21 protein-coding genes, 1 tRNA gene and 1 pseudogene are annotated in these 21,821 nt (G+C 65.2%); 5 read left to right on the top strand and 18 right to left on the bottom strand.

All coding sequences use genetic code 11. The annotated features are described in order from the left end of the window. Positions 1-10 precede the first annotated feature (10 nt). Positions 11-847, top strand: coding sequence for a universal stress protein (locus GGD67_RS20090; RefSeq protein ID WP_179735281.1), 837 nt, complete (start codon positions 11-13; stop codon positions 845-847). Positions 848-867: 20 nt separating this feature from the next. Here GGD67_RS20090 and GGD67_RS20085 read toward each other — a convergent pair whose 3' ends face one another. From GGD67_RS20085 to GGD67_RS20040, 10 genes are all read right to left on the bottom strand, one after another. Then, complete coding sequence (locus tag GGD67_RS20085; protein ID WP_018321755.1) at positions 868-1,080, bottom strand: hypothetical protein; 213 nt, start codon at positions 1,078-1,080, stop codon at positions 868-870. A gap of 282 nt (positions 1,081-1,362) precedes the next feature. Beyond that, the gene (locus GGD67_RS20080; protein ID WP_210286576.1) at positions 1,363-3,213 is read right to left on the bottom strand and encodes a bifunctional diguanylate cyclase/phosphodiesterase; all 1,851 of its coding nucleotides are present in this window, start codon (positions 3,211-3,213) and stop codon (positions 1,363-1,365) included. Positions 3,214-3,483: 270 nt separating this feature from the next. Beyond that, a complete protein-coding gene (gene rpe, locus GGD67_RS20075; protein WP_179735277.1) occupies positions 3,484-4,221 on the bottom strand; it encodes a ribulose-phosphate 3-epimerase in 738 nt (245 codons plus the stop codon). Continuing rightward, positions 4,218-5,150 carry a CbbX protein gene (gene cbbX, locus GGD67_RS20070; protein WP_018321759.1) on the bottom strand — a complete coding sequence of 311 codons (933 nt, stop codon included), beginning with the start codon at positions 5,148-5,150 and terminating at the stop codon, positions 4,218-4,220. Before cbbX ends, rpe begins: the two co-directional genes overlap by 4 nt. Before the next feature lie 99 nt (positions 5,151-5,249). Then, on the bottom strand, positions 5,250-5,654 hold the full coding sequence (locus GGD67_RS20065) for a ribulose bisphosphate carboxylase small subunit (protein ID WP_018321761.1): 405 nt from the start codon (positions 5,652-5,654) through the stop codon (positions 5,250-5,252). Between the two features lie 11 nt (positions 5,655-5,665). Then, a complete protein-coding gene (locus tag GGD67_RS20060; RefSeq protein WP_018321762.1) occupies positions 5,666-7,126 on the bottom strand; it encodes a form I ribulose bisphosphate carboxylase large subunit in 1,461 nt (486 codons plus the stop codon). Positions 7,127-7,164: 38 nt separating this feature from the next. Next, complete coding sequence (gene fba / locus GGD67_RS20055; protein WP_018321763.1) at positions 7,165-8,250, bottom strand: class II fructose-bisphosphate aldolase; 1,086 nt, start codon at positions 8,248-8,250, stop codon at positions 7,165-7,167. Between the two features lie 12 nt (positions 8,251-8,262). Continuing rightward, a complete protein-coding gene (gene tkt, locus GGD67_RS20050) occupies positions 8,263-10,281 on the bottom strand; it encodes a transketolase (RefSeq protein WP_179735275.1) in 2,019 nt (672 codons plus the stop codon). 16 nt (positions 10,282-10,297) lie between these two features. Further along, entirely contained in the window at positions 10,298-11,173 is an 876-nt protein-coding gene (locus GGD67_RS20045) for a phosphoribulokinase (protein WP_018321765.1), read from the bottom strand. Positions 11,174-11,185: 12 nt separating this feature from the next. Then, positions 11,186-12,223, bottom strand: a complete 1,038-nt coding sequence (locus tag GGD67_RS20040) for a class 1 fructose-bisphosphatase (protein ID WP_018321766.1) — start codon at positions 12,221-12,223, stop codon at positions 11,186-11,188. A gap of 118 nt (positions 12,224-12,341) precedes the next feature. On the opposite strand from GGD67_RS20040, the gene GGD67_RS20035 reads away from it, so the two are divergent. Then, positions 12,342-13,319: a LysR family transcriptional regulator gene (locus GGD67_RS20035; RefSeq protein WP_179735273.1), complete on the top strand. Its 978-nt coding sequence runs from the start codon at positions 12,342-12,344 to the stop codon at positions 13,317-13,319. A gap of 229 nt (positions 13,320-13,548) precedes the next feature. On the opposite strand, the gene GGD67_RS20030 is transcribed toward GGD67_RS20035, so the two are convergent. Both GGD67_RS20030 and rfbC read right to left on the bottom strand, forming a co-directional pair. Then, entirely contained in the window at positions 13,549-14,445 is an 897-nt protein-coding gene (locus GGD67_RS20030; RefSeq protein ID WP_179735271.1) for an NAD(P)-dependent oxidoreductase, read from the bottom strand. Continuing rightward, entirely contained in the window at positions 14,442-14,966 is a 525-nt protein-coding gene (rfbC, locus tag GGD67_RS20025) for a dTDP-4-dehydrorhamnose 3,5-epimerase (RefSeq protein ID WP_179735270.1), read from the bottom strand. Before rfbC ends, GGD67_RS20030 begins: the two co-directional genes overlap by 4 nt. A gap of 152 nt (positions 14,967-15,118) precedes the next feature. Here rfbC and GGD67_RS20020 point away from each other — a divergent pair, with 152 nt between their 5' ends. Beyond that, positions 15,119-16,351 carry a class I SAM-dependent methyltransferase gene (locus tag GGD67_RS20020; RefSeq protein WP_179735268.1) on the top strand — a complete coding sequence of 411 codons (1,233 nt, stop codon included), beginning with the start codon at positions 15,119-15,121 and terminating at the stop codon, positions 16,349-16,351. Positions 16,352-16,365: 14 nt separating this feature from the next. On the opposite strand, the gene GGD67_RS20015 is transcribed toward GGD67_RS20020, so the two are convergent. From GGD67_RS20015 to GGD67_RS39425, 5 genes and pseudogenes are all read right to left on the bottom strand, one after another. Further along, the gene (locus GGD67_RS20015) at positions 16,366-16,563 is read right to left on the bottom strand and encodes a hypothetical protein (protein WP_026202615.1); all 198 of its coding nucleotides are present in this window, start codon (positions 16,561-16,563) and stop codon (positions 16,366-16,368) included. Positions 16,564-16,701: 138 nt separating this feature from the next. Next, a complete protein-coding gene (locus GGD67_RS20010; protein WP_018321773.1) occupies positions 16,702-17,121 on the bottom strand; it encodes a hypothetical protein in 420 nt (139 codons plus the stop codon). Between the two features lie 149 nt (positions 17,122-17,270). Next, on the bottom strand, positions 17,271-18,464 hold the full coding sequence (locus GGD67_RS20005; protein ID WP_179735266.1) for an MFS transporter: 1,194 nt from the start codon (positions 18,462-18,464) through the stop codon (positions 17,271-17,273). A 51-nt stretch (positions 18,465-18,515) separates the two neighbouring features. Further along, complete coding sequence (locus GGD67_RS20000) at positions 18,516-19,136, bottom strand: TetR/AcrR family transcriptional regulator (protein ID WP_018321775.1); 621 nt, start codon at positions 19,134-19,136, stop codon at positions 18,516-18,518. 1,253 nt (positions 19,137-20,389) lie between these two features. Beyond that, a pseudogene (locus GGD67_RS39425) lies at positions 20,390-20,612 on the bottom strand (N-carbamoyl-D-amino-acid hydrolase); the annotation flags it as partial. Here GGD67_RS39425 and GGD67_RS39420 point away from each other — a divergent pair. Beyond that, on the top strand, positions 20,584-21,012 hold the full coding sequence (locus GGD67_RS39420; protein WP_246784400.1) for a hypothetical protein: 429 nt from the start codon (positions 20,584-20,586) through the stop codon (positions 21,010-21,012). The pseudogene GGD67_RS39425 and the gene GGD67_RS39420 sit on opposite strands and share 29 nt — an antisense overlap. Positions 21,013-21,212: 200 nt before the next feature. Then, complete coding sequence (locus tag GGD67_RS19990) at positions 21,213-21,539, top strand: hypothetical protein (protein ID WP_179735264.1); 327 nt, start codon at positions 21,213-21,215, stop codon at positions 21,537-21,539. 179 nt (positions 21,540-21,718) lie between these two features. Here the strand turns inward: GGD67_RS19990 and GGD67_RS19985 are convergent. Beyond that, positions 21,719-21,795, bottom strand: a tRNA-Pro gene (locus GGD67_RS19985). Positions 21,796-21,821: the final 26 nt, after the last annotated feature.

Here is a 21,821-nt window from a genome sequence, read left to right as displayed (position 1 = left end):
GAGGCGCGCCATGTACAAGGACATTCTCGTTCACATCCCCACCGAACGCCCCATGCGCAGCGCGATCGAAGGCTCGATTTCGCTCGCGGCGCAGGTCAACGCCCATCTCGACGCAGTTGCGATCGGCTATGTCGCAACCAGTGCGGCTTACGTAATGGAAGGCGGCGCCGCGGTGGCGGCCGTGTTCGAACTGGAGCGCGAGCGCGCAGTCGAGCGGGCCGAGGCCGCGCTCGCGGTGTTTGGCATCGAAGCGGCGAACGCCGGCATCTCCTACGGCTGCCGCGCGCTGGGCGCGATCCCGGTGGATGCGGCCGGCTCGCTCGGCGAGATGGCGCGACTGCACGACCTCAGCGTCGTGCTGCAGCCAGATCCGGCGCAAAGCTCGTTCGACAACGACGTGCCGGGCGAGATCCTGTTTCAGGCGGGCAGCCCGGTGCTGTTCCTGCCCTACACCTTCCATGGACCTTTCAAGGCGAACCGGATCGGCATCTGCTGGGACGGCAGCCGCCTCGCGGCTCGCGCCGTGCACGACGCGGCGCCGTTCCTGGCGCGCGCCGATGCGATCGTGATCATCACCATCAACGAGGCCGCCGCGGTCTCCGACGAAGCTTCAGCGAACGGCCTGGCAAGACACCTCGGCCGGCGCGGACTGTCGACCCGCACGGTCGGCCTGTCAGCGACGCGCGCCGACATCCAGCCGACCATCCTGTCACTGGCGGCCGATGAGGGGCTAGATCTCCTGGTGATGGGCGGCTACGGCCATTCGCGGTTGCAGGAGCGCGTTCTCGGCGGCGTCACCCGCGCCATGCTGCAGGCCATGACGGTCCCGACGCTGATGTCGCATTGAGCCGGGCCGGCCCGGCGCCGTCACGCGGCGACCGGGGTCTCCCACGTCGCGGGCGCGGCAGCGCCCTCTTCGTGTTGCACATTGCACGCGTCGAAATGCGCCTTGAGCTCGACCTCAGCGAGATATTCGAAATGTTCGGCCTGGCCGAGGAGTTCCCAGTTCTGAAGCGGCCGGTAGGCCGCCTGCTGACGACAGAGGGACGCCAGCGCCCGGTAGCGACGTACGTTCTCCATGAGACCCTCCCTCGCACTCACAAGGCTTATTGCCCCGATTTGCGTCAGGCCGATGGCGATTGTGCAAAAGATTTGCTGCGCCCGTCGCGCGCCTGACCTCGGCTCGTTCTTGGGAAGCGCGTATCCGGGCCAAGGTTCCAAATGTCGATGACTGACACTCGGTAACCCGCCACCGGAGCCAGGGACTAAAGCACGATCCGGAAAAGTGCGCAGCGGTTTTCCGGATCATGCTTAAATAACAACCTAAAGCGCGATGACGATTCATTCTAATCGCATCGCGCTCTAGGCGTAGAGCCGGCTCTCCACGGTCATGCCGACCAGGTCGAGATAGCGCTCGATCAGGGCGGGTCGGCCGACCAGATAGCCCTGCATCTCCTCGCAGGCCTCCGCCGCCAGGAAGGCACGCTGCGCTTCCGTCTCCACCCCCTCGGCAATGACCGGGATATGCAGCGCGTGCGCGAGGCTCAGGACCGCGCGGACGATCTCGGCCGATTGCGGCGTCGCCTCGAGATTGGAGATGAAGCTGCGATCGATCTTGATCTTGTCGAACGGGAACGACTGGAGATAGGACAGCGAGGAATAGCCGGTGCCGAAATCGTCCATCGCGATGCGGATGCCGAGCGCCTTCAGCCGCCGCAGCAGATTGAGCGCGCGGGTGAAATCGCCGATCAGCACGCCCTCGGTGATCTCGACCTCGAGCCGCGTCGGCGTCAGCCCCGTCTCCAGCAGGATCTGGTGGATCGAACGTTCGAGATCGCCGGCCTGGAACTGGATCGGCGACAGATTGACGGCGACCTGCAGCGGCCGCGGCCAGGATGCCGCCTCGCGGCAGGCTTCGCGCAAGACCCATTCGCCGATCTGGACGATCAGCCCGTTCTCTTCGGCGAGCGGAATGAACTGGTCAGGCGGAACGAAGCCCCGGGTCGGATGGTCCCAGCGCAGCAGAGCCTCGAAGCCGATGACCTCGCCATCCACCCGCGCCTGCGGCTGGAAGTAGACCAGGAACTGGTTCTGCTCCAGCGCCTGTCGCAGATCGTGCTGCAACAGCCTGCGGTCGCGCAGCTCCTGGTCCATCTCGGATTCGAAGAAGCGCACCCGGCCCCTGCCCTCGCGCTTGGCACGATATAGCGCCGAGTCGGCGTTGGCGAGCAGCGTGGCGGCATTCACGCCGTCGTCCGGATAGAACGCGATGCCGACGCTAAGGCCGACATGGGAGAGATAGTCGTCGACCTCCAGCTCCTGGCCGATGCTCTCGACCAGGCGTTCGGCGAGCGCCAGAACGTCATCGCGGCTGATGTCGTCGGGCATCAGGATCATGAACTCATCCCCGCCGATACGGGCGACGAAGGCGCTGTCGGCTTCCTCGGCAAGCCGATCCGCCGCCGCCCGCATCAGCAGATCGCCGACGGGGTGGCCGAACACGTCGTTAACTTCCTTGAAGCGGTCGAGATCGAGGCTGAGCACGGCAAAACTGGTCGCCGCCTCCTGCGCCCGCTCCAGCCGTTCGCCGAGCACGGCGTTGAAGGCGCTGCGGTTCGGCAGGTCGGTCAACGCATCATGATGCGCAAGATGGCTGATGCGTTCGCGGGTGGTGACGCGCTCGGTGACGTCCTCGATCACACCGACCAGATATTGCGGGTCGCCGGCGCCATCCGCGATCAGCATCTTGCGTGAATTGACCACGCGGTCGTGGCCCTTGACGCCGATGTCGAGCAGATGCTCCTCGAGGAACATCGGCATGCCGCTGGCAACGACTCGACGATCCTGTTCAATGACCACGCGCGCGACGTCGGCCGGGAATATCTCTTCAGGTGTTCGGCCGAGCATCTGTTCGCGCGGCACGCCGTAATAGTCTTCCCCGGCGCGGTTGAGCAGGATATAGCGCGAACTCTTCGCGCATTTCGCGAAGACGGCGATCGGAATGTTCTCGACGATGGTGTCGAGGAATTCCTGGGTTCGCAGCAGATCAAGCTCGACCTCATCGTGCGTGTGAGCGCGTGCGTCGGTCATCCGCTGGCGGTCGCGATCGCTCGCGTCATAGGCCGCGCTGACAAGCTCGCCCAGCTTGAGGACGTCGACATGTCCGGCCGCATCGGTCGCGCAGCGAAGCTGCTCGGCGAACAAGCGATGCATGCTCACGCCATCGCCCCATGCCGCGTGCAGGCCTCATGCCTGGCAATAGCCTTGATCCGCATCCCCGCGCTCTCTTGGCATTCCTGCACGCAGGTTGCGATGCACAGCATTGCGCGGGCGTTAATCGAATTTTCGCCTCGAATGCGTTGGTTACCCCGACCTGAAAGACGCGATCGCTTTTTGCCGCAACCTCCGTGGAACCCCGGAGATATGTGCCACGCCGTGGGACAACCGGCACGGGCGGATCTTCCGGCTTGCGCCTTCCGTAGTCTACCGGATACGGCCTGCCTCGCTGACGCGCAGCGGCTGCGCAGAATTATCGTGCCGCTTCGGAACCCGGCCTGTCTCGGCAGCGACGCGGATGGCCTCGATATTCGCGGCATATTCGGCAACGCTCTTGCCGCGGAACACGGCGGAACCCGCCACCAGCGTATCGGCACCCGCTGCCGCCACGGCAGCGGCATTGTCGCGCGTGACACCGCCATCGACCTCGAGCCGGATCGGCCGGTCGCCGATCATGGCTTTGATCCGTTCGATCTTCTCGAGCTGGGATTCGAGGAAGGACTGGCCGCCAAATCCCGGATTGACCGTCATCACCAGCACGAGATCGATGCGGTCGAGCACATATTCGATCGCGCTCTCGTGAGTCGCGGGACACAGGCTGACGCCGGCTTTCTTGCCGAGGGCACGGATGGCCTGCAGCGAGCGGTCGAGATGGGCGCCGGCTTCGGCGTGAATCGTGATGACGTCAGCCCCGGCCTTTGCGAACGCCTCGAGATAGGGATCGACAGGCGCGATCATGAGATGCACGTCGAATATCTTCTTCGTCGTCGGGCGGATCGCCTTGATGACATCGGCACCGAAGCTGATGTTGGGCACGAAGTGTCCATCCATGACGTCGCAATGGATCCAATCGGCGCCGGCCGTGTCGATTGCGGCGATCTCCTCGCCGAGGCGCGCGAAATCCGCAGCCAGGATCGAGGGAGCAATCATGATCTCTCTGGTCATGGCTTTGCACTCCGCGCATCGGCGCCGCCGCTGAAGACGCGGCTCGCCAGGACGTCCATGGGATCGATAGTTTCGAGATCGTCGACATCGAGCATACGGTCGAGGTCGGACACCAGGCGATCGGCCTGCCGCAAGCGGATGCGGTCGACGGCGTTGCGGATCGAACGCGCATTGGAGAAGAACGGCTGAGTTCGACGCAATGCGATGTATTTCTCGAACGCCTCGCGGGCCGTGGCCGAAAAGCGATAGCCCCGCTCCTTCAGCATCAGCTCGGCAATGACGAGCAACTCGGCCTCCGCATAGTCAGGGAATTCGATGTGGTGGGCGATGCGCGAGCGGAAGCCGGGGTTGGAGGCGAAGAAGCTCGTCATGCGCTCGCCATAGCCGGCGAGGATCACGACGAGGTCTTCGCGCTGGTTCTCCATCACCTGGAGCAGGATCTCGATGGCCTCCTGACCGTAGTCGCGCTCGTTGTCGGGGCGATGCAGATAATAGGCTTCGTCGATGAACAGCACGCCGCCCATCGCCTTCTTCAGGATCTCCTTGGTCTTCGGCGCAGTGTGGCCGATATATTGGCCGACGAGATCGTCGCGCGTCACCGAGATCACCTGCCCGCGCCGCACGAAGCCGAGCCCGTGCAGGATCTTGGCCATGCGCAGCGCGACGGTCGTCTTGCCGGTGCCGGGATTGCCGGTGAACGACATGTGCAGCGTCGGCGGAGCCGATGCCAGGCCCGCGCGCTGCCTGATGCGCTCGATCAGCAGCAGCGAGGCGATCTGGCGCACGCGGTTCTTCACCGGCTTCAATCCGATCAGCTCCTGCTCGAGCTGCTGCAGCGTGTCGGTGATCCCGGCCGCCTCGGCTTCCTTGCGGAGATCGAATTGGGTCTCGTTGGGCTCAGTCGTGGTTGCGTGGGGAACATCGAGCATGGCTACCCTCGAAGAAAAGAGCTTCGCCGCGGGGGAGCGGCGAAGCAGTTGGTCCGCCAAGGATGCGGAGCAGGGAGAGCTCCGCGCGGAAGCGGATCGTTAAGTCGACGCGTGGGCTGGTTTCCGCACAGTGGTGTAACGGATCGCGCGGCCGCCCACCTCTTGCCGCACCAGCTCGAACTCCGCCTCATGCGGAGGCCGATTGACGAGGAAGGAGATCCGCACCGATTCCCAGCCATGACTGGAATCGAAGCCGCTGATGCGGATGTACTTGTTGCCATACACCCTGCGGCACTCCGCGAGCTCCATCATCACGCCGGCGGCGTCCTGGAGGTCGAACATCGGCAGGCCCCACATCTCCCAATAGGTGTTGCGGGGATGAGGATCGTCGGTGAATTCGATATTCACCGCCCAGCCGTTGCCAAGGCAATACTGCACCTGCTTATAGATCTGGTCGTCGGTGAGATCGGGCAGGAACGAAAAGCAACCCTGAGTGAGTTTCATGCTGCGTCTCCCTAGACGGTTTCGAGCGCGGTCGGCACGAAGTCCGGCGTGTCGGTGGATTGATAATTGAACGTCACGTCCTTCCAGACCTCGAGCGCGGCCTTCAGCGGTGTGCAGGTCTCGGCCGCCCTGGCCAGGATCTCGGGACCCTCGTGGACGTAGTCGCGGCCCTCATTGCGGGCGAGGATCATCGCTTCCAGCGCCACGCGGTTGGCGATCGCGCCGGCCGCAATGCCCATGGGATGGCCGATGGTGCCGCCGCCGAATTGCAGCACGACGTCTTCGCCGAGCAGGTCGAGCAGCTGATGCATCTGGCCGGCATGGATGCCGCCGGAGGCGACCGGCATCATCTTGTTCAGGCTCGCCCAGTTCTGGTCGAAGAACAGGCCGTGCTCGAGCTTGGTCGGATTGAAGTCCTCGCGGCAGACATCGTAATAGCCGCGCGTGGTGTTGGGGTCGCCTTCCAGCTTGCCGACCACCGTGCCGGCATGGATGTGATCGACACCCGCGAGCCGCATCCACTTGGCGATGACGCGGAACGACACGCCATGGCTCTTCTGCCGCGTATAGGTGGAGTGACCGGCGCGATGCAGATGCAGGATCATGTCGTTGCGCCGCGCCCATTTGGCCATCGACTGGATCGCGGTGTAGCCGATCACGAGGTCGATCATGACGATGCACGATCCGAGCTCCTTGGCGAACTCCGCACGCTCGTACATGTCCTCCATCGTACCCGCGGTGACGTTCAGGTAAGTGCCTTTGACCTCGCCCGAAGCCGCCTGCGCGCGGTTCACCGCCTCCATGCAGTAGAGGAAACGGTCGCGCCAGTGCATGAAGGGCTGCGAGTTGATATTCTCGTCGTCCTTGGTGAAGTCGAGTCCGCCCTTCAGCGCCTCGTACACCACGCGGCCATAGTTGCGGCCCGAAAGCCCGAGCTTCGGCTTCACCGTCGCGCCTAGCAGCGGCCGGCCGAACTTATCCAGCCGTTCGCGCTCGACCACGATGCCGGTCGCCGGCCCCTGGAAGGTCTTCACATAGGCGACAGGGAAACGCATGTCTTCCAGCCGCAGCGCCTTGAGCGGCTTGAAGCCGAACACGTTGCCGATGATCGAGGCCGAGAGGTTCGCGATCGAGCCCGGCTCGAACAGGTCGAGGTCGTAGGCGATGTAGGCGAAATACGAGCCCGGCGTGCCCGGCACGGGATCGACGCGGTAGCATTTCGCGCGATACTTCTCCGCCGCGGTCAGGCGATCGGTCCACACCACGGTCCAGGTCGCGGTCGAGGATTCACCTGCCACCGCAGCCGAGGCCTCGATCGGGTCGACGCCCTCCTGCGGTGTCACGCGGAACAGCGCGATGACGTCGGTGTCCTTTGGCGTGTAATCGGGCTCCCAATAGCCCATGCGCTTGTATTCCATCACACCGGAGCGATAGCGCTCTTTGCCGCGAACCGTGCCTGCATGTGCGTTCATGTCTCTCTCCTGTTGTTTTCTCTGTTGTTTCCGATTGACTAAGCCGCAACGGGCTCGCGGGCATCGATGCGCGGATCGAGCTCGGCGGCGCGATAGCGCCGCGCCATCTCGCTCAAGGGAATGACCTTGATCCTGCTGGCGTGGCCGGCGGTGCCGAACTGCTCGAAACGATCACGACAGAGCTCGCGCATCGCGTCCATTGCGGGCTTGAGGAATTTGCGCGGGTCGAACTCGGAGCGCGTTTGAGCGGCGACCTTGCGGAACACGGCCGTCATCGCGAGGCGGCAGTCGGTGTCGATATTGACCTTGCGCACGCCGCTCTTGATGCCACGGACGATCTCCTCGACCGGCACGCCCCAGGTCTGGGGCATCTCTCCGCCGAACTGGTTGAACATGTCCTGCAGCGGCTGCGGCACCGAGGACGAGCCGTGCATGACGAGGTGCGTATTCGGCAGGCGGCGATGGATCTCCTCGACCACGCGCATCGCCAGGATGTCGCCGTCCGGCTTGCGGCTGAACTTGTAGGCGCCGTGCGAGGTGCCCATCGCGATGGCGAGCGCATCGACCTTGGTGGCCCGAACGAAGTCGACCGCCTGGTCGGGATCGGTCAAGAGCTGATCATGGCTGACCGTGCCCTCGACGCCGTGGCCATCCTCCTGCTCGCCGCCGCCGTGCTCGAGCGAGCCGAGCACGCCGAGCTCGCCTTCGACGGAGGCGCCGACCCAGTGGGCGAGATCGACGACGCGGCGGGTGATCGCGACGTTGTAATCGTAATCGGCCGCCGTCTTGGCATCGGCCTTGAGCGAGCCGTCCATCATGACGGAGGTGAAGCCGTGCGCAATGGCGGAGGCGCAGGTCGCTTCGTCATTGCCGTGGTCCTGGTGCATGCAGAGCGGGATGTCCGGATAGGTCCGCTCCAGCGCATCGATCATGTGCGAGAGCATGAGATCGCCGGCGTAGCTGCGCGCGCCACGCGAGGCCTGGATGATGACGGGCGCATCGACCTCGGCCGCCGCCTGCATGATCGCGATGCCCTGCTCCATATTGTTGATGTTGAACGCCGGCACCGCATAGCCGTGAGAGGCGGCGTGGTCGAGCAGTTGGCGAAGGGTGATACGGGCCACGTGAAGTCCTCCTTATTGTCGCTTGCGAGCGATCGCCCGGCGGGCGGCTTCCGCAATGCTTTGCGGTGTGATGCCGAATTCGCGGTACAGCACCGGCGCCGGCGCCGAGGCGCCGAAGCCGCGCATGCCGACGAATTCGCCCTCAGTGCCGATCCAGCGCGACCAGTCGCCCTGCACGGCCGCCTCGATCCCGACGCGCGGCGCGGTGCCGAGCACGCTGGCGCGGTATTCGTCCGGCTGCTCCTCGAACAGGGCGAAGCAAGGCGCGGACACCACGGCGGCGCGGATGTGCTCGGTCGCGAGCAGGCGGGCGGCTTCCAGTGCAATCGAGACTTCCGAACCGGTTGCGATCAGCGTCACGTCGCGGCCGCCGTCCGGCGATACGACGAGATAGGCGCCGTGTGCGACACGGTTTCTGCCGCGGGCATCGCTACGGAAGGTCGGCAACGCCTGCCGCGACAGGCACAGCACGGACGGACGATTCTCGGAATTGAGCGCGCAATCCCAGGCCTCCAGCGTCTCCACCGCGTCGGCGGGACGGAACACCAGCAGGTTCGGAATCACCCGCAGCGCGGCAAGGTGTTCGACCGGCTGGTGCGTCGGGCCGTCCTCGCCGAGGCCGATGGAGTCGTGGGTCATCACATGGATGACGCGCAGCCGCATCAGCGCCGCGAGGCGGATCGCCGGCCGGCTGTAGTCGGAGAACGCGAGGAACGTGCCGCCGTATGGGATGAAGCCGCCGTGCAGCGCGAGGCCGTTCATCGCGGCGGCCATGCCGTGCTCGCGAATGCCGTAGTGGATGTAGTCGCCGGCGAACGCGCCATTCTTGACCGGAGCCTGCACCTTGGCGTGCGTCAGATTCGAATGCGTCAGGTCCGCGGAGCCGCCGACCAGGCCGGCAATCGTCCCGGCGATGCCGTCGAGCACCTTTTGCGAGGCCTGCCGCGTCGCGAGCTTCGGCCGCTCGGACGCAAAGCGTTCGCGCAATTTCGCCGCGGCCATCGCATAGGCGGCTGGCAGGGCAACCGCCTTGCCTTCGATGAACATGTCGCGCTGCTCGGCCGTCGCGCATTCATAGCGATCGAGCCAGGCGAGCCGATCGACCTGGCCGCGTTGCCCGATCATCCGCCACGCCTTCTGGACGGTAACAGGCACCACGAAGGGCTGATAGTCCCAGCCCAACGTCCGGCGCGCCGCCGCGGTCTGCTCGGTGCCGAGCGGCGCACCATGGGCTTTCTCCGTGCCCTGCCGATCAGGCGCGCCGTAGCCGATGATGGTGCGACAGGCGATCAGCGACGGCTTTGCGGTCTCGCGCTCCTCTGCGATTGCCTGCGCAATCGCTTCGGGATCGTGGCCATCGATGCTGCGCACCGACCAGCCGGAGGCGGCGAAACGCGCCAGCTGGTCGTCGGACGTTGCCAGCGAGGTCGGCCCGTCGATCGAGATGCCATTGTCGTCGAACAGCACGATCAGGCGACCGAGCCCGAGATGCCCGGCGAGCGAGAGCGCCTCCTGGCTGAGGCCCTCCATCAGGCAGCCATCACCGGCGATGACATAGGTGAAATGATCGACGAGACCGTCGCCATGTCGCGCGTTGGCCATCCGCTCGGCGAGCGCCATGCCGACCGCGGTCGCGATCCCCTGCCCCAGTGGCCCTGTCGTCATCTCGACGCCCGGCGTGTGACCATATTCCGGATGGCCCGGCGTCTTGGAGCCCCATTGCCGGAAGGCCTTGATGTCATCGAGGCTGACGTCGCCGCCGGTCAGATGCAGCAATGCGTAGAGCAGCATCGAGCCGTGGCCCGCCGACAGCACAAAGCGGTCGCGGTCCGGCCAGTTGGGGTGCGCCGAGTCGAACTTCAGGAAGCGCGAGAACAGCACGGTTGCGACATCGGCCATGCCCATGGGCAGGCCGGGATGGCCGGACTGCGACGTCTCGATGGCGTCGACCGCGAGGAAGCGGACGGCATTTGCGAGATCGTTGTGCGTGACCGCATTGAGGTCGGCTTCGGCGTGGACGGAGATGTTCATCGGGTTCTCTCCTCGTTCACTTCAAGCTGCGCTTGCGCTCGATGAGCTGCATGATCAGCGGCGTCAGGATCAGCTGCATCGCGAGATCTAGCTTCGCGCCGGGGCACACGATCGAGTTCGCGCGCGACATCCAGCTCTGCGGCAGCATCGAGAGCAGATAGGGGAAGTCGATGCCGCGCGGGTTCTTGAAGCGGATCACCACCATCGATTCGTCCGGCGTCGGGATCCAGCGCGCGATGAACGGATTGGAGGTGTCCACCGTCGGCACGCGCTGGAAGTTGATGTCGGTCTCGGTGAATTGCGGGCAGATGTAGTGGATGTAGTCGGGCATCCGCCGCAGGATGGTGTCGGTGACCGCCTCGGTCGAATAGCCCCGCGCGCTGCGATCGCGGTGCAGCTTCTGGATCCATTCGAGATTGATGACCGGCACGACGCCGATCTTGAGGTCGGCATAGCGCGCGACATTGACCTTGTCGGTGACGACGGCACCGTGCAGGCCCTCGTAGAACAACAGGTCCGAATTCTCCGGCAGTCGCTTCCAGTCGGTGAAGGTGCCGGGCGCCGCGCCATGCAGCGCGGACTCCTCGGCGTCATGCACGTAATGCCGTGTCGTCGCCGTGCCGGTCTCGCCATAGTCGCGGAACGCGCGCTCCAGCTCCTCGAACAAATTGGTCTCGGGGCTGAAATGGCTGAAATGCTTGTTGCCGCGATCGGCCTCCTTCGCCATCTGCGCGCGCATCTCGGCGCGGTCGTAGCGATGAAACGCGTCACCCTCGATGTAGGCCGCGTTGACCTTCTCGCGGAAAAATATCTGCTCGAAGGTCTTCTTGACCGAGGTGGTGCCGGCGCCGGAGGAGCCGGTGATGGAGATGATCGGATGCTTCCTGGACATCGGAGGCCCTCCTTACAGCCGGAAGAATCCGCGCCGCGCGAACAGCGGCGCTGAGACGCTGGCGACCAGCAGCGGATCGCAATGCAGCTCCTCGACCCGGCGCACCTCGTTGCTCGATCCCATGATCAACGGCACGCGCTGGTGCAGGCTCTGCGCCGAGAGATCGAGGATGCGCTCGCGCCCCGTCGTGGCGGAGCCGCCGGCCTGCTCGATGATCATGGCCATCGGATGCGCTTCGTAAGTCAGGCGCAGGCGGCCGTCGCCGTAGCCGGCACGCGCGTCCGAGGGATAGAGGAAGATGCCGCCGCGGGTGAGGATGCGATAGGCCTCGGCGACCAGCGAGCCGACCCAGCGCATGTTGAAATTGTGGTTGGCTGGCCCCTCGACGCCGGCGAGGCACTCATCGACGAAGGCACGCACCGGCGAATCCCAGTGCCGGCGGTTGGACGCGTTGATCGCGAACTCCTCGCAGGCCTCGGCAATCTGCGCGCCACTGCGCGCGAGGCGGAAGCAGCCCGCCTTGCGATCGAGCGTGAAGATGTCGACGCCTTCGCCGAGCGTCAGCACCAGGGAGGTCTGCGGCCCGTAGGTGACGAAGCCTGCCGCAAGCTGCGCCGAGCCGCGCTGATGGAAGGCGAGCGAGAGATCATCGGGCGCGGGCAGGATCGAGAAAATCGTGCCGACCGTCATGTTGATGTCGATGTTCGAGGAGCCGTCGAGCGGATCGATCGCAATGCAGATCTTCGCCTCGCGATCGCCGATCTGGGCCTCGCGCATCTCTTCCGACGCGAGCGCCGCGACCGGCAGCTTGCTGAGGCAGCGGCGCAGGATCGCATCCGCCTGCACGTCGAGATCGCGCTGGACGTCGCCGTCGCTGTTGCGGCCGGTGGTCAGGCCGGAGGCGTCCGCGAGATCTCCGGTGGCGATGAGGTCGGCGATCTCGATCGCCGCTGCCGCGATGGCATCGACCGCGGCCGCCACGGCGAGCGCGTGAGGTGCGGTCTCGGAATACCGTTGAAGGTGGTCGTCCAGCCTCAGTTGCCCGGTCATTTGCGCATCCCCTTTGCCGGCGCCGTATCCAGTTCCCTCCCCTCTGGAGGTCGGTACGGTCAGTCCCGGCATCAGGAGATTGACAGGGGCAGCTTAATAAGGAAAATTTCTATTCATAATGAGCATCAAAGAATTTTCTTATAATGGCCCTGGCCACGCGGCGGCCCAGCTCCGGCATCTGACGATCCGGCAGCTGCGTTCGCTTGCGGCGCTCTCGGCCAAGGGCAGCGTGACGGCCGCGTCCGGCCATCTCGGGCTGACCCAGCCGGCCGTGACCCAGCAACTCCGGCAGCTTCAGGACCTCGCCGGCCTGCCGCTGGTGCAGCGGACCGGCGACGGCATGCTGCTGACCGAGGCGGGCAAGGAGGTGCTGACGCTGGCCGAACGCGTCGAGGCCGCCATCATGGACTGCCAGGGCGCCCTCGACCTGCTCGCGGGACGGACCGGCGGCATAGTGCATCTCGGCGCGGTCTCGACCGCGAAATACTTCGTGCCGCATGCGATCGCGGCCTTTTCGAAGCGGTACCCCAAGATCGAGATCAAGCTCACCATCGGCAATCGCGAGGAGATCCGCGAGGCCATGCACGGCTACGACCTCGATTTCGCGGTGATGGGTCGGCCACCGGCCGACGTCACGGTCGACGTCCGCCAGCTCGGGCGCAATCCGCACATCATCGTCGCGCGCAAGGGACACTGGCTGGAGAACGATTCCGGCCTCAACCTGACCGACCTCGTGCACGAGACCTTCCTTACCCGCGAGCCCGGTTCGGGCACACGGACGCTGATGGAGGGCATGTTCCAGAAGTCCGACCTCGAGCCGATCATCGGCATGGAGATGAGCAGCAACGAGACCATCAAGCAGGCCGTCATCGCCGGGCTCGGCATCGCCTTTATCTCGGCCCACACGGTGGCGCATGAGCTCACCGAGGGCCGGCTCATCGTGCTCGACGTCGCGGGCCTGCCGATCGTGCGGCAATGGTATGTGATCCGCCGCAGCGACAAGGTGCTGCTGCCGCCGGCGCAGGCGATGTTCGATTTTCTGGGCTCGGAAGGGTCGAACTATCTGCCCGACGTGCCCGAGTTCGGCGCGCGATAACCAGCCCGCGTTCAGCTCATCAGCTTCATGGCAACGGTCGCCGCCAGAATCACGATGATCTGGAGCAGACGCTCGGTCGTGAAGATGCGGTTGAACGTGATCATTGCTTGCCCCGGCCGACGTGAGGGAGATTTCGGTCGGCCCGTTGCTAGCACAGGCACCCAGCCAGACAACTCCGTAATTGCCACGGGTGCCGCTTGCCGCCGGCCTGTTGCGAGGAGATCGCACGTCATCCCCTCCCCGGCAGACGGTCGATCCACCATGCGAGATCGCGCGCAGCGCCCGCCTCGAATCCCATGATTGGCACGCCCACAGTCACGCCGCGGAGGTGGCGGACGTCGGCGGCAATGATCGGCTCGGCGTCGACTCCCGTTGCATCGACGGCGCCGAACCTGACCAGATGCCTTGCGTCGAGCAGACCTGCGACATGCTCGATCACGCTGCGCAGGCTGCGCACTTCGCCACTGGCGAGATTGACGACGCCGGAGATTTCGCTGTCGAGCACGGCGGCGATCATCTGCGCGAGGTCATCGACATAGACGAAATCGCGCAGCTGCCCGCCATGCGAGCAATCGAAATTCGCTCCTGCGCGAAGGCTCCGGATCAGCGAAGGGATCAGGCGCGCCTCGGGCTCGTGCGGCCCGAACGGGACAAACACGCGGCCCCAGGCGGCGCCTGCCGCGATATAGGCTTCGGCCGTAGCGAGCTTGGCCTGTCCGTACAATGTCGTCGGACGGCATTGGCTGGTGCGTTCCTCACAGAGGCCGCTCTGCGGTCCGTATTCGAGGCAGCTTCCAATGCCGAGGATCCGTCCGGTGCCGCAGGCTCGCGCGCGCGACAGCAGGTCAATGCTCGCCTCGGCCCAGAGACGGTTGACTGGATCCTCGCGATAACGGCCCGGCCGGGCTTCCCAGGCGAGATGAACCAAATGGGTCGGACGCGATGCCGATAGCGCATGCACGCGCCCGGCTTCGGTGAGGAGATCAGCGACATGCCAGATCACGCCGGCCGCTGCCGGTTGAGCCGCGCGCGCGATGCCGTGGACCTCGAAGCCGCGACCAGCCAGCGCAGGCAGCAGCGCCCGGCCGACGAAGCCCGACGCGCCCGTGACCAGCACCCGCCTCATGGGAGACACGGCAGCGCGCGGTCGCGCGCGGACAGGATCGGATCGGCAAGCGGCCAATCGATCGCCAGCGATGGATCGTCCCAGCGAATGCCCGCCGCGCCTTGCGCGTCATAGGGCACATCGATGCAATACATCAGCTCGGTCCCATCGACGAGCGTCTGGAAGCCGTGCGCGCATCCAGCGGGAATGAACACGGCATTGCCACGGTCGGCGGCGAGCTCGACCGAGCACCATTGTCCGTAGGTCGGCAGCGACCGGCGCAAATCGACGATCACGTCGAAGGCACGGCCGGCCACGCACCGCACCAGCTTGGCCTCCGGCCGGCCGGCCTGATAATGCAGGCCGCGCAACGTGCCGGCGCGCTCGTTATGCGAGAGGCCGTGTTGCGCGAAATGCGTCGGCAGGCCCTGCGCCGCGAAGGCCTCAGTGTCGAACAGCCGGGCGAAGAATCCGCGCGCGTCGGTCTCCGGCTCGATCCCGATTTCAATTACGCCTGGGAGAGCCAATGCAGTGAACTTCATCCCGGGCCTCCGCGCCGCGACGTCGCCGCTGCGAACGTCGGTTCACCGAAACGCCTTTTGGGTTGCATCATGCGCAACCTTGTCGGAATTTCCGTGGCTTGAGAGAATTCACTAACAGCCGCGGCACGACGGCACAACGGGACGATCCGTTCATGGACAGGCACCGATGCCGCTTTTGCGCGCAGGAGCTCGACGAGACCTTCGTCGATCTCGGCCTGTCGCCTTTGGCGAACTCTTATCTGCCGCCGGAGCAGGCGGATGCGACCGAGCCGACCTATCCGCTGCATGCCCGTGCGTGCGGTGCCTGCGGGCTGGTGCAGCTTCCGCAATTCGAGCCTGCGGCCAACATCTTCGCGCAGTATCTCTACTACTCGTCCTATTCCGAGAGCTGGCTGCGACACGCGGAGAGTTACGCCGCCGAGATGATCACCCGCGCGAAGCTCGGCGCAGCGTCCGAGGTGATCGAGATCGCCAGCAATGACGGATATCTGCTGCAATATTTCCAGCGCGCCGGCATCCGCGCGCTCGGAATCGAGCCGGCCAGCGGCCCGGCGGCCGCTGCGATCGCCAAGGGCATCCCGACCCGGACCTGCTATTTCGGCCGCGATGTCGCGACCGCGCTGCGCGCCGAAGGCCACGGGCCCGAGCTGATCGTCGCCAACAACGTGCTGCCGCACGTCCCCGACATCAACGATTTCGTCGCGGGCCTGCGCATTCTGCTGCCCGAGACCGGGCGCGCGACGCTGGAGCTTCCGCATCTGTTGCATCTGATCGAAGCCATCCAGTTCGACACGATCTATCACGAGCATCTGTCGTACTTCTCGCTCGCGACCCTCGAGACGGTCTTTCGCGCACACGCCTTGCGCGTTTTCGACGTGGATGAATTGCCGACGCATGGCGGCTCGCTCCGTCTGCACGTCTGCAGCGAGACCGCGCCTCCGAGAGCCTCGCCTGCACTCGATAATGTGCGCCGGCGCGAGTCCATGGCGGGGCTCGACCAGCCCGCGATCTATCGGGATTTTCAGGTGAAGGTGGCGGCCAAGCGCGAGACGATCCGCGACTTCCTCGTCGCGGCGGGGCGCGCGGGCAAGACGGTGCTGGCTTACGGCGCGCCCGCGAAGGGCAACACGCTGCTCAATTATTGCGGCGTCACGCGCGAGCTGATTCCGTTCACCGTGGACCGCAATCCGCACAAGCAGGGCCTGCTGCTTCCGGGATCGCATCTGCCGATCCGCGATCCCGCCGCCCTGATCGCGGCCAGGCCTGATTACGTCTTCATCCTGCCGTGGAATCTGAAGGACGAGATCATCGGCCAGCTGGCGGAGGTTCGCGCCTGGGGCGGACAATTCGTGGTGCCCGCACCCGATCTGACGATCATATCGTGAGCGATGGTTAACAATCAGGCTGCGAGCGGAGCGGCGTAGTCCGCGCGCAACGCGAAATAGGCTTCCAGCTCCGACAACGCCCGCGCTTCCCAATCCTTCGCCTGCTCCAGCAGCGACCAGCTCTGGCCCGGGCGGAACGCAGCGGTCTGGCGATAGAGCGATGCGATACCGCGGTAGCGCCGCACATTCTCCAAGATGGCTTGACCGTTCATGTCCGAAAACTCCCTCGTCATTCCCGGGGGAGAACCTGCGGCCAAATCTTTTTCGAAAAGTTAGCGGCGCGCGGCAAGCTTGCGGATGGTTGCCGGACTGTTGCGCGCAGGCAACTCGCACCGTCGTGCAAAGGCGAATTATTGCGGATTCGTTGCCGCGCTCTCGCCCGGGGACTTCAGCCCGCCCTGGCTGACGATCCTCATGGTCTCGCGGCAGAGATCGGCAAGGCCAATCAGCAGCACCGCGAGCAGGCAGAACAGGTTGATGGAATCGGTATTTGCGCTGCTCAGCGCGTTGAACTCGAAGAAGGGCGGAATGAACGCCCACCACACCAGGGGAATGGTGAACAGCGCGGCAAATCCCGCCGCCGGCGTGCCCGCAACGATGCCGAGCATGAACAGGCCGGGCAGGAATGCTGCAAAATAGAGCTTTGCGCCGAGCGCGACGCAAATGCCCTGAAATGCAGCCGACATGGCGACAACGACGCATCCGAGCAGAAACGCCTGCCACGACCATGGCCGTACCCGCGGTACGCCAAACAGCCCCGCACGCCTCATCAGCCTCCCCCTGCCGCCCATTAACCTGGCCCGCTTGAGACCAAAGTACTACAGCGGCACCGAAATCGCGAGACGGAAATTGCGCCGCCCGCGGCTTCGTCTGCGAGCCTTGGTAAACGCCCGCATCGCACAATTGCTGCGGCCGGCGGCTATTCGGTCGCCGCATAGAGCAATCCGATGACGGGCAGAGCGAGGCCGATGGCCGATGCGAGCGTCCAGCCGCCTTGCGCGAAAGCCCAGGCGCCGACGGCGGAGCCGGCTGCACCGGCCGTGAAGAACGTCGCCATGTAGAGGCCGTTGAGGCGGCTGCGGTGCTCGTGCCCGAGCGCGAAGATGGCGCGGAAGCCGAGCACGACGTTGCCCTGGACACCGACGTCGATGGCAATCGCCGCCGCAACCAGGCAGACCAGGTTCAGCATCGAGCCGGGCGCGCCGATATAGGTCACGATGAAGCCCCCGGCCGCGAGCAACATCGCGACCAGCGTCGCGATGCGGCTATAACCGCGATCGGCGAGCCGTCCGGCGATGGGCGCCGCGAACACGCCGGCCACACCGGCCAGCGCGAACAACGCGATGCCGCGCTGGGTGAAGCCGAACGCGTCCGCAAGCTGGAGCGGTGCCACCGTCCAGAACAAAGTGAAGCAGCCGAACAGGCTCGCCTGGTAGAGCGCGCGGCGGCGCAGCAGCGGCGTCGCCCGCACCAGATGCGGCATCGACAGCAACAGCTCGCCATAGTGCATCCGCGTCACCGGCTTGCGGTTCGGCAGCGTCATCCAGAGCACGGCCGTCAGCACGATCATCAGCGCGGCGGAGGCGAAGAACACGGCGTGCCACGACAGCGCCGCGGTCACGAAGCTGGACACCGGACGCGCCAGCATGATGCCGAGCATCAGGCCGGTCGAGACGTTGCCGACGACGCGGCCGCGGATGGCTTCCGGCGCCAGATGCGCGGCATAGGGAATGATGATCTGCACCGCGACCGAACCGAGGCCGATGAACAGCGCGGCAACCAGGAACGGCAACGCATGGGTGGCGAACGCGGCGGCGAGCAGGGCCGCCGCGCCGAGCGTGATGACGGAGCAGATCAGCGCGCGGTTCTCGACGAGATCACCGAGCGGCACGATCAGCAGCAGCCCGGTGCCGTAGCCGATCTGCGTCATGGTGACGATCAGCCCGGCCGCTGCGTGCGACAGGCCGAGCGCGGCGCTGATCGGGGCGATCAGGGGCTGCGCGTAGTAGATGTTGGCCGCGATCATGCCACAGGCCGCGGCAAGCACGAAGGTCAGGCGCTGCGACACCGCATCCGGCCCGGGCGCGGTCTCGATCGTGGCATTCATCGTCATGACGTACGGTCTCCGAAATCGGGAACGATCGTTCCCTAACAAGTCAAAAGTTCAGGCGAGCAGTTTCATCGCGACGCCGACGAGGCGGGTCCCGTCGAGCGGCAGGCGCGCCTTGCCGACGACACGCAGGCCCTGCGTGATGCAGATCATCAGCCGCGCGGTGTCGTCAGCCGCAACATGACCGGGAATCGAGCCGTCGGCCTGCCCTTCGCGAATGAGGCCGGCGATGAAGTCTTCGTTGGTCTTGAGCTGCGCGCCGACGCGGGCGGCGACGACGGAATCGACTGCCGACAACTCGACCGCGCTGCCGACCACGAGGCAGCCGCGCCGTCCCTCAGTGCCCTGGGACTGCGCGACATAGGACAGCAGCAAATTGCGGACCCGATCGCGTCCGTTTGTGCCGCGCGCGGCGGCACTGCGGGTCTGCTCCTGGCGCAGCGCCGTATAACGCTCGAAGGCAGCCAGGAACACCGCATGCTTGTCGCGAAACGCCTTGTAGATGCTCCCCGTCGCCAGCCGCATCGCCGCGGCGAGGTCGCCGATGGAGGTCGCATGATAGCCGCGCTCGCGAAACACCCGCACGGCGCGGTCCAGCGCCGTATCCATGTCGAATTCCCGGGGACGACCGGGCGGACGGGCGGCAGACGGGGATCGGCGGGCGGCTTTTTGCATCGCGGGATATTAGGGAATGATTGTTTCCTAATGAAGACAATTGGTTGTGATCCCGTCATCCTGAGGCGCGAGTGATGGAGCGCGAAGCGCTCCATCGGGAGCCTCGAAGGATGCACGGCCGAGTTGGCAGCCGGGCCGTCGCCCTTCGCGGCTTGCTCCGCGGCGCGGTTGCGCCGCCGAGCGCAACTCAGGGTGACGGTCATGGAGTGAGATCTCGCTGCTTCAGCATCGTCATTGCGATGTCCCAGCGGCGGTGCCGTAGGGTGGGCAAAGGCGCATAGCGCCGTGCCCACGATCTCTGTCCATAAGCAACAAGGCGTGGGCACGCTGCGCTTTGCCCACCCTACGAGATCGAGATTGTGGCACGCAGCTCAGCTCACGGACATGCCTTCGCGTCCTCGCGGCGCAATTCGCCCGAGCTTTGCTTGGTCTCGCTACCCTCTCATCCAAGAGGGCGCAGGGAAGGCCGGGTGCTGGCTCGCACCCGCGGTCTGCTGCGCGAAAAGCACGCGCAGGAAGAACCGCACAGCAGCATACAGGTGGTGCCGATCACTCGGCCTTCCCTGCGCAGTGGCTGGACGGCTTATGCCGTGATCTCCCGGGAGCCGACCATTCCTTCTGGCCTCCCTCGCCCCGCGAATTGGATGATGCAGTCTGCCCGGTTGGGCTCGCTCGCACCTTCGCAAGGACTTGACCGTAGCAACGACGGTCAGGACCACACGGTTTTGCCGTACGCACGGCCCGCCATTTCGCCGCAGTTTTTCCAGCCCTGTCGACGAAGCCGGAAACTTACAGACGAGACGAAGCCTGGCAGCGCCGCTCGTCCGCACGAAGCCTCGGGCTCACAGGGACTACCCGCCCTGCCCGCACCTCTCGTGCCGACGCTGTCGCGTCCACCGCAAGCCCGGCTCGCGACAGTGACGACACAAGATCGCCCCTCTTGGGTGAGCCGGGATAGGCGACACATACGCCGAAACCGAATTTCGGTAAAGTGGAATATTTTTGCGCGCGTGGATTGACAGCGGCCGACACACCGACGCTCATTCCGTCATCCTGAGGTGCGAGACATGGGACGCAAGGCGTCCCATGGGGAGCCTCGAAGGATGGACGGCCACAGTCGGGCCGTCGCCCTTCGAGGCTCGCCAAAGAGGCGAGCACCTCAGGGTGACGGTGATGGAGTGCGCAATACCGGGCGAGCGGCCCCGGATTACGCTTTTCGCTCCATCCGGGCTACGGATATCCCCCTTCGGCAACACCGGCGTCCCATGCGCCGTCATCGTCACATCCTTCCGTTCCACGATCATCCCATAAGCCTGCGGCTGGCGGTGAACGTCGAAATTGAAGATGGTGCGCTTGTACGAGTTGCAGAGATCGGGATCGCAGCGCGCCAGCGCGATCTCGTCGCCCGTGGTCGTGCATCTCGCGGGTGATCTCCCCCGAGGGCCCGATGATGCAACTGCCGCCGACGCGAGGCACAATCAAATTCCATGCCTATGGGTATCATTGTGCAGCGGGTCGGCGGCCGCGCATCACCCCCGAAAATCGTTGCGAATCTGCAACGGTTCCCCACGATCTGAAGCCGGACAAAACAAACTCCCATTCCGGCCACGAACCGCTCTCACAAGGCCGTGAGACAGCTAAGGGAACGACGATGCGTGCACAGCGCGTTTGGAAAGTGAATGGAGATGCCAGCATCGGGCAGCTCCAATCGAGACTGGACGATCTGAACAAGCGTCTCGTTCAGCTCGAAAACCAGCATCCGGAGACTTGGAAACTCGAAGAACTGAGAGCGAGCGCGCTCAGCCTGTCGCGCGAGATCGACGACATCCGCTGCGCCGAGGCGACGGCGGCATTGAGCGAGTTGCTGCGGAAGTAAGTTCGCCGATTCGCTTCTTGCGCGCAGGAACCAAGATCCGTCGCCGCCATTTCCATGCAGAGCATGGAGCACGATCATGACCAGGCATCTTACACGGGCCCATCTCGCACGCGGCATCGCCGGCGCAGTTTCCACGCTGGCCCTTTGCGCGACGGCGGCCTTCGCCTTCGCGCGCCACTTAGCGCTGTGAGGGATTTGGCATGACGTCCGATCCCGAGGAGCAGGTGAGGCTGCAAGGTTTTGGCGAGATGACGTTGCGCACGGCCATCGCGACGCTGACGGCGCTCGCGCCACGCGAGCGATCGGAGGCCGCGATCTACCGCGTGCGTGACGGCGTGCGTCTGGCGCAAAGCGAGATCGCCGAACTCGCATCAAGCTGGGATATCGAGTCCGCGCCTACCGTACGATCGCCGAGACTGGTCCCCGAGCAGCACTGGCCCGACGTCGTGCGCGGCATGGTGCGCGAGGCCCCGTTGCCGGCGCTGATGGTGGCGTTCCTGGTGGGCGTGGTGGTGGCGCGGCGGTAGGCGGGACCCACACCTGCGGCGCGTCAGCGCCGACAACCAACAAGCCATGCCGCCGCAACAAGCGGCCCTGCCCGGCCAAATCGGCCGTGGACCCGATCCCGAAATCGTTGCAAAAAGGCGTTCCGAGGCGCCGGCGGCCGGTCCGCCAAGCCTTTGGAAAACGTCGACTTTTGGAAGAATGGTCGGAGTGGCAGGATTCGAACCTGCGACCCCTGCGTCCCGAACGCAGTGCTCTACCGGGCTGAGCCACACTCCGACAAGAAGGCGGCTTATAGCGTCGGG

Source organism: Bradyrhizobium sp. IAR9, assembly GCF_013408065.1.
Classification (GTDB): Bacteria; Pseudomonadota; Alphaproteobacteria; order Rhizobiales; family Xanthobacteraceae; genus Bradyrhizobium.
The sequence above is the reverse complement of the archived record's forward strand: the minus strand, read 5'-3'. Positions and strand labels throughout refer to the sequence as shown.

Bases quoted from the DNA above. Each gene is read 5' to 3' on its own strand.
- GGD67_RS20020 (WP_179735268.1), top strand. From the start codon at position 15,119: ATGGACAGGCACCGATGCCGCTTTTGCGCGCAGGAGCTCGACGAGACC.
- GGD67_RS39420 (WP_246784400.1), top strand. From the start codon at position 20,584: ATGATGCAACTGCCGCCGACGCGAGGCACAATCAAATTCCATGCCTAT.
- GGD67_RS20035 (WP_179735273.1), top strand. From the start codon at position 12,342: ATGAGCATCAAAGAATTTTCTTATAATGGCCCTGGCCACGCGGCGGCC.
- rfbC (WP_179735270.1), bottom strand. From the start codon at position 14,966: ATGAAGTTCACTGCATTGGCTCTCCCAGGCGTAATTGAAATCGGGATC.
- cbbX (WP_018321759.1), bottom strand. From the start codon at position 5,150: ATGCTCGATGTTCCCCACGCAACCACGACTGAGCCCAACGAGACCCAA.
- GGD67_RS20000 (WP_018321775.1), bottom strand. From the start codon at position 19,136: ATGCAAAAAGCCGCCCGCCGATCCCCGTCTGCCGCCCGTCCGCCCGGT.
- GGD67_RS20065 (WP_018321761.1), bottom strand. From the start codon at position 5,654: ATGAAACTCACTCAGGGTTGCTTTTCGTTCCTGCCCGATCTCACCGAC.
- GGD67_RS20060 (WP_018321762.1), bottom strand. From the start codon at position 7,126: ATGAACGCACATGCAGGCACGGTTCGCGGCAAAGAGCGCTATCGCTCC.
- GGD67_RS20085 (WP_018321755.1), bottom strand. From the start codon at position 1,080: ATGGAGAACGTACGTCGCTACCGGGCGCTGGCGTCCCTCTGTCGTCAG.
- GGD67_RS19990 (WP_179735264.1), top strand. From the start codon at position 21,213: ATGACGTCCGATCCCGAGGAGCAGGTGAGGCTGCAAGGTTTTGGCGAG.
- GGD67_RS20080 (WP_210286576.1), bottom strand. From the start codon at position 3,213: ATGCATCGCTTGTTCGCCGAGCAGCTTCGCTGCGCGACCGATGCGGCC.
- GGD67_RS20090 (WP_179735281.1), top strand. From the start codon at position 11: ATGTACAAGGACATTCTCGTTCACATCCCCACCGAACGCCCCATGCGC.
- GGD67_RS20005 (WP_179735266.1), bottom strand. From the start codon at position 18,464: ATGACGATGAATGCCACGATCGAGACCGCGCCCGGGCCGGATGCGGTG.
- GGD67_RS20010 (WP_018321773.1), bottom strand. From the start codon at position 17,121: ATGAGGCGTGCGGGGCTGTTTGGCGTACCGCGGGTACGGCCATGGTCG.
- GGD67_RS20040 (WP_018321766.1), bottom strand. From the start codon at position 12,223: ATGACCGGGCAACTGAGGCTGGACGACCACCTTCAACGGTATTCCGAG.
- tkt (WP_179735275.1), bottom strand. From the start codon at position 10,281: ATGAACATCTCCGTCCACGCCGAAGCCGACCTCAATGCGGTCACGCAC.
- GGD67_RS20030 (WP_179735271.1), bottom strand. From the start codon at position 14,445: ATGAGGCGGGTGCTGGTCACGGGCGCGTCGGGCTTCGTCGGCCGGGCG.
- GGD67_RS20015 (WP_026202615.1), bottom strand. From the start codon at position 16,563: ATGAACGGTCAAGCCATCTTGGAGAATGTGCGGCGCTACCGCGGTATC.
- rpe (WP_179735277.1), bottom strand. From the start codon at position 4,221: ATGACCAGAGAGATCATGATTGCTCCCTCGATCCTGGCTGCGGATTTC.
- GGD67_RS20045 (WP_018321765.1), bottom strand. From the start codon at position 11,173: ATGTCCAGGAAGCATCCGATCATCTCCATCACCGGCTCCTCCGGCGCC.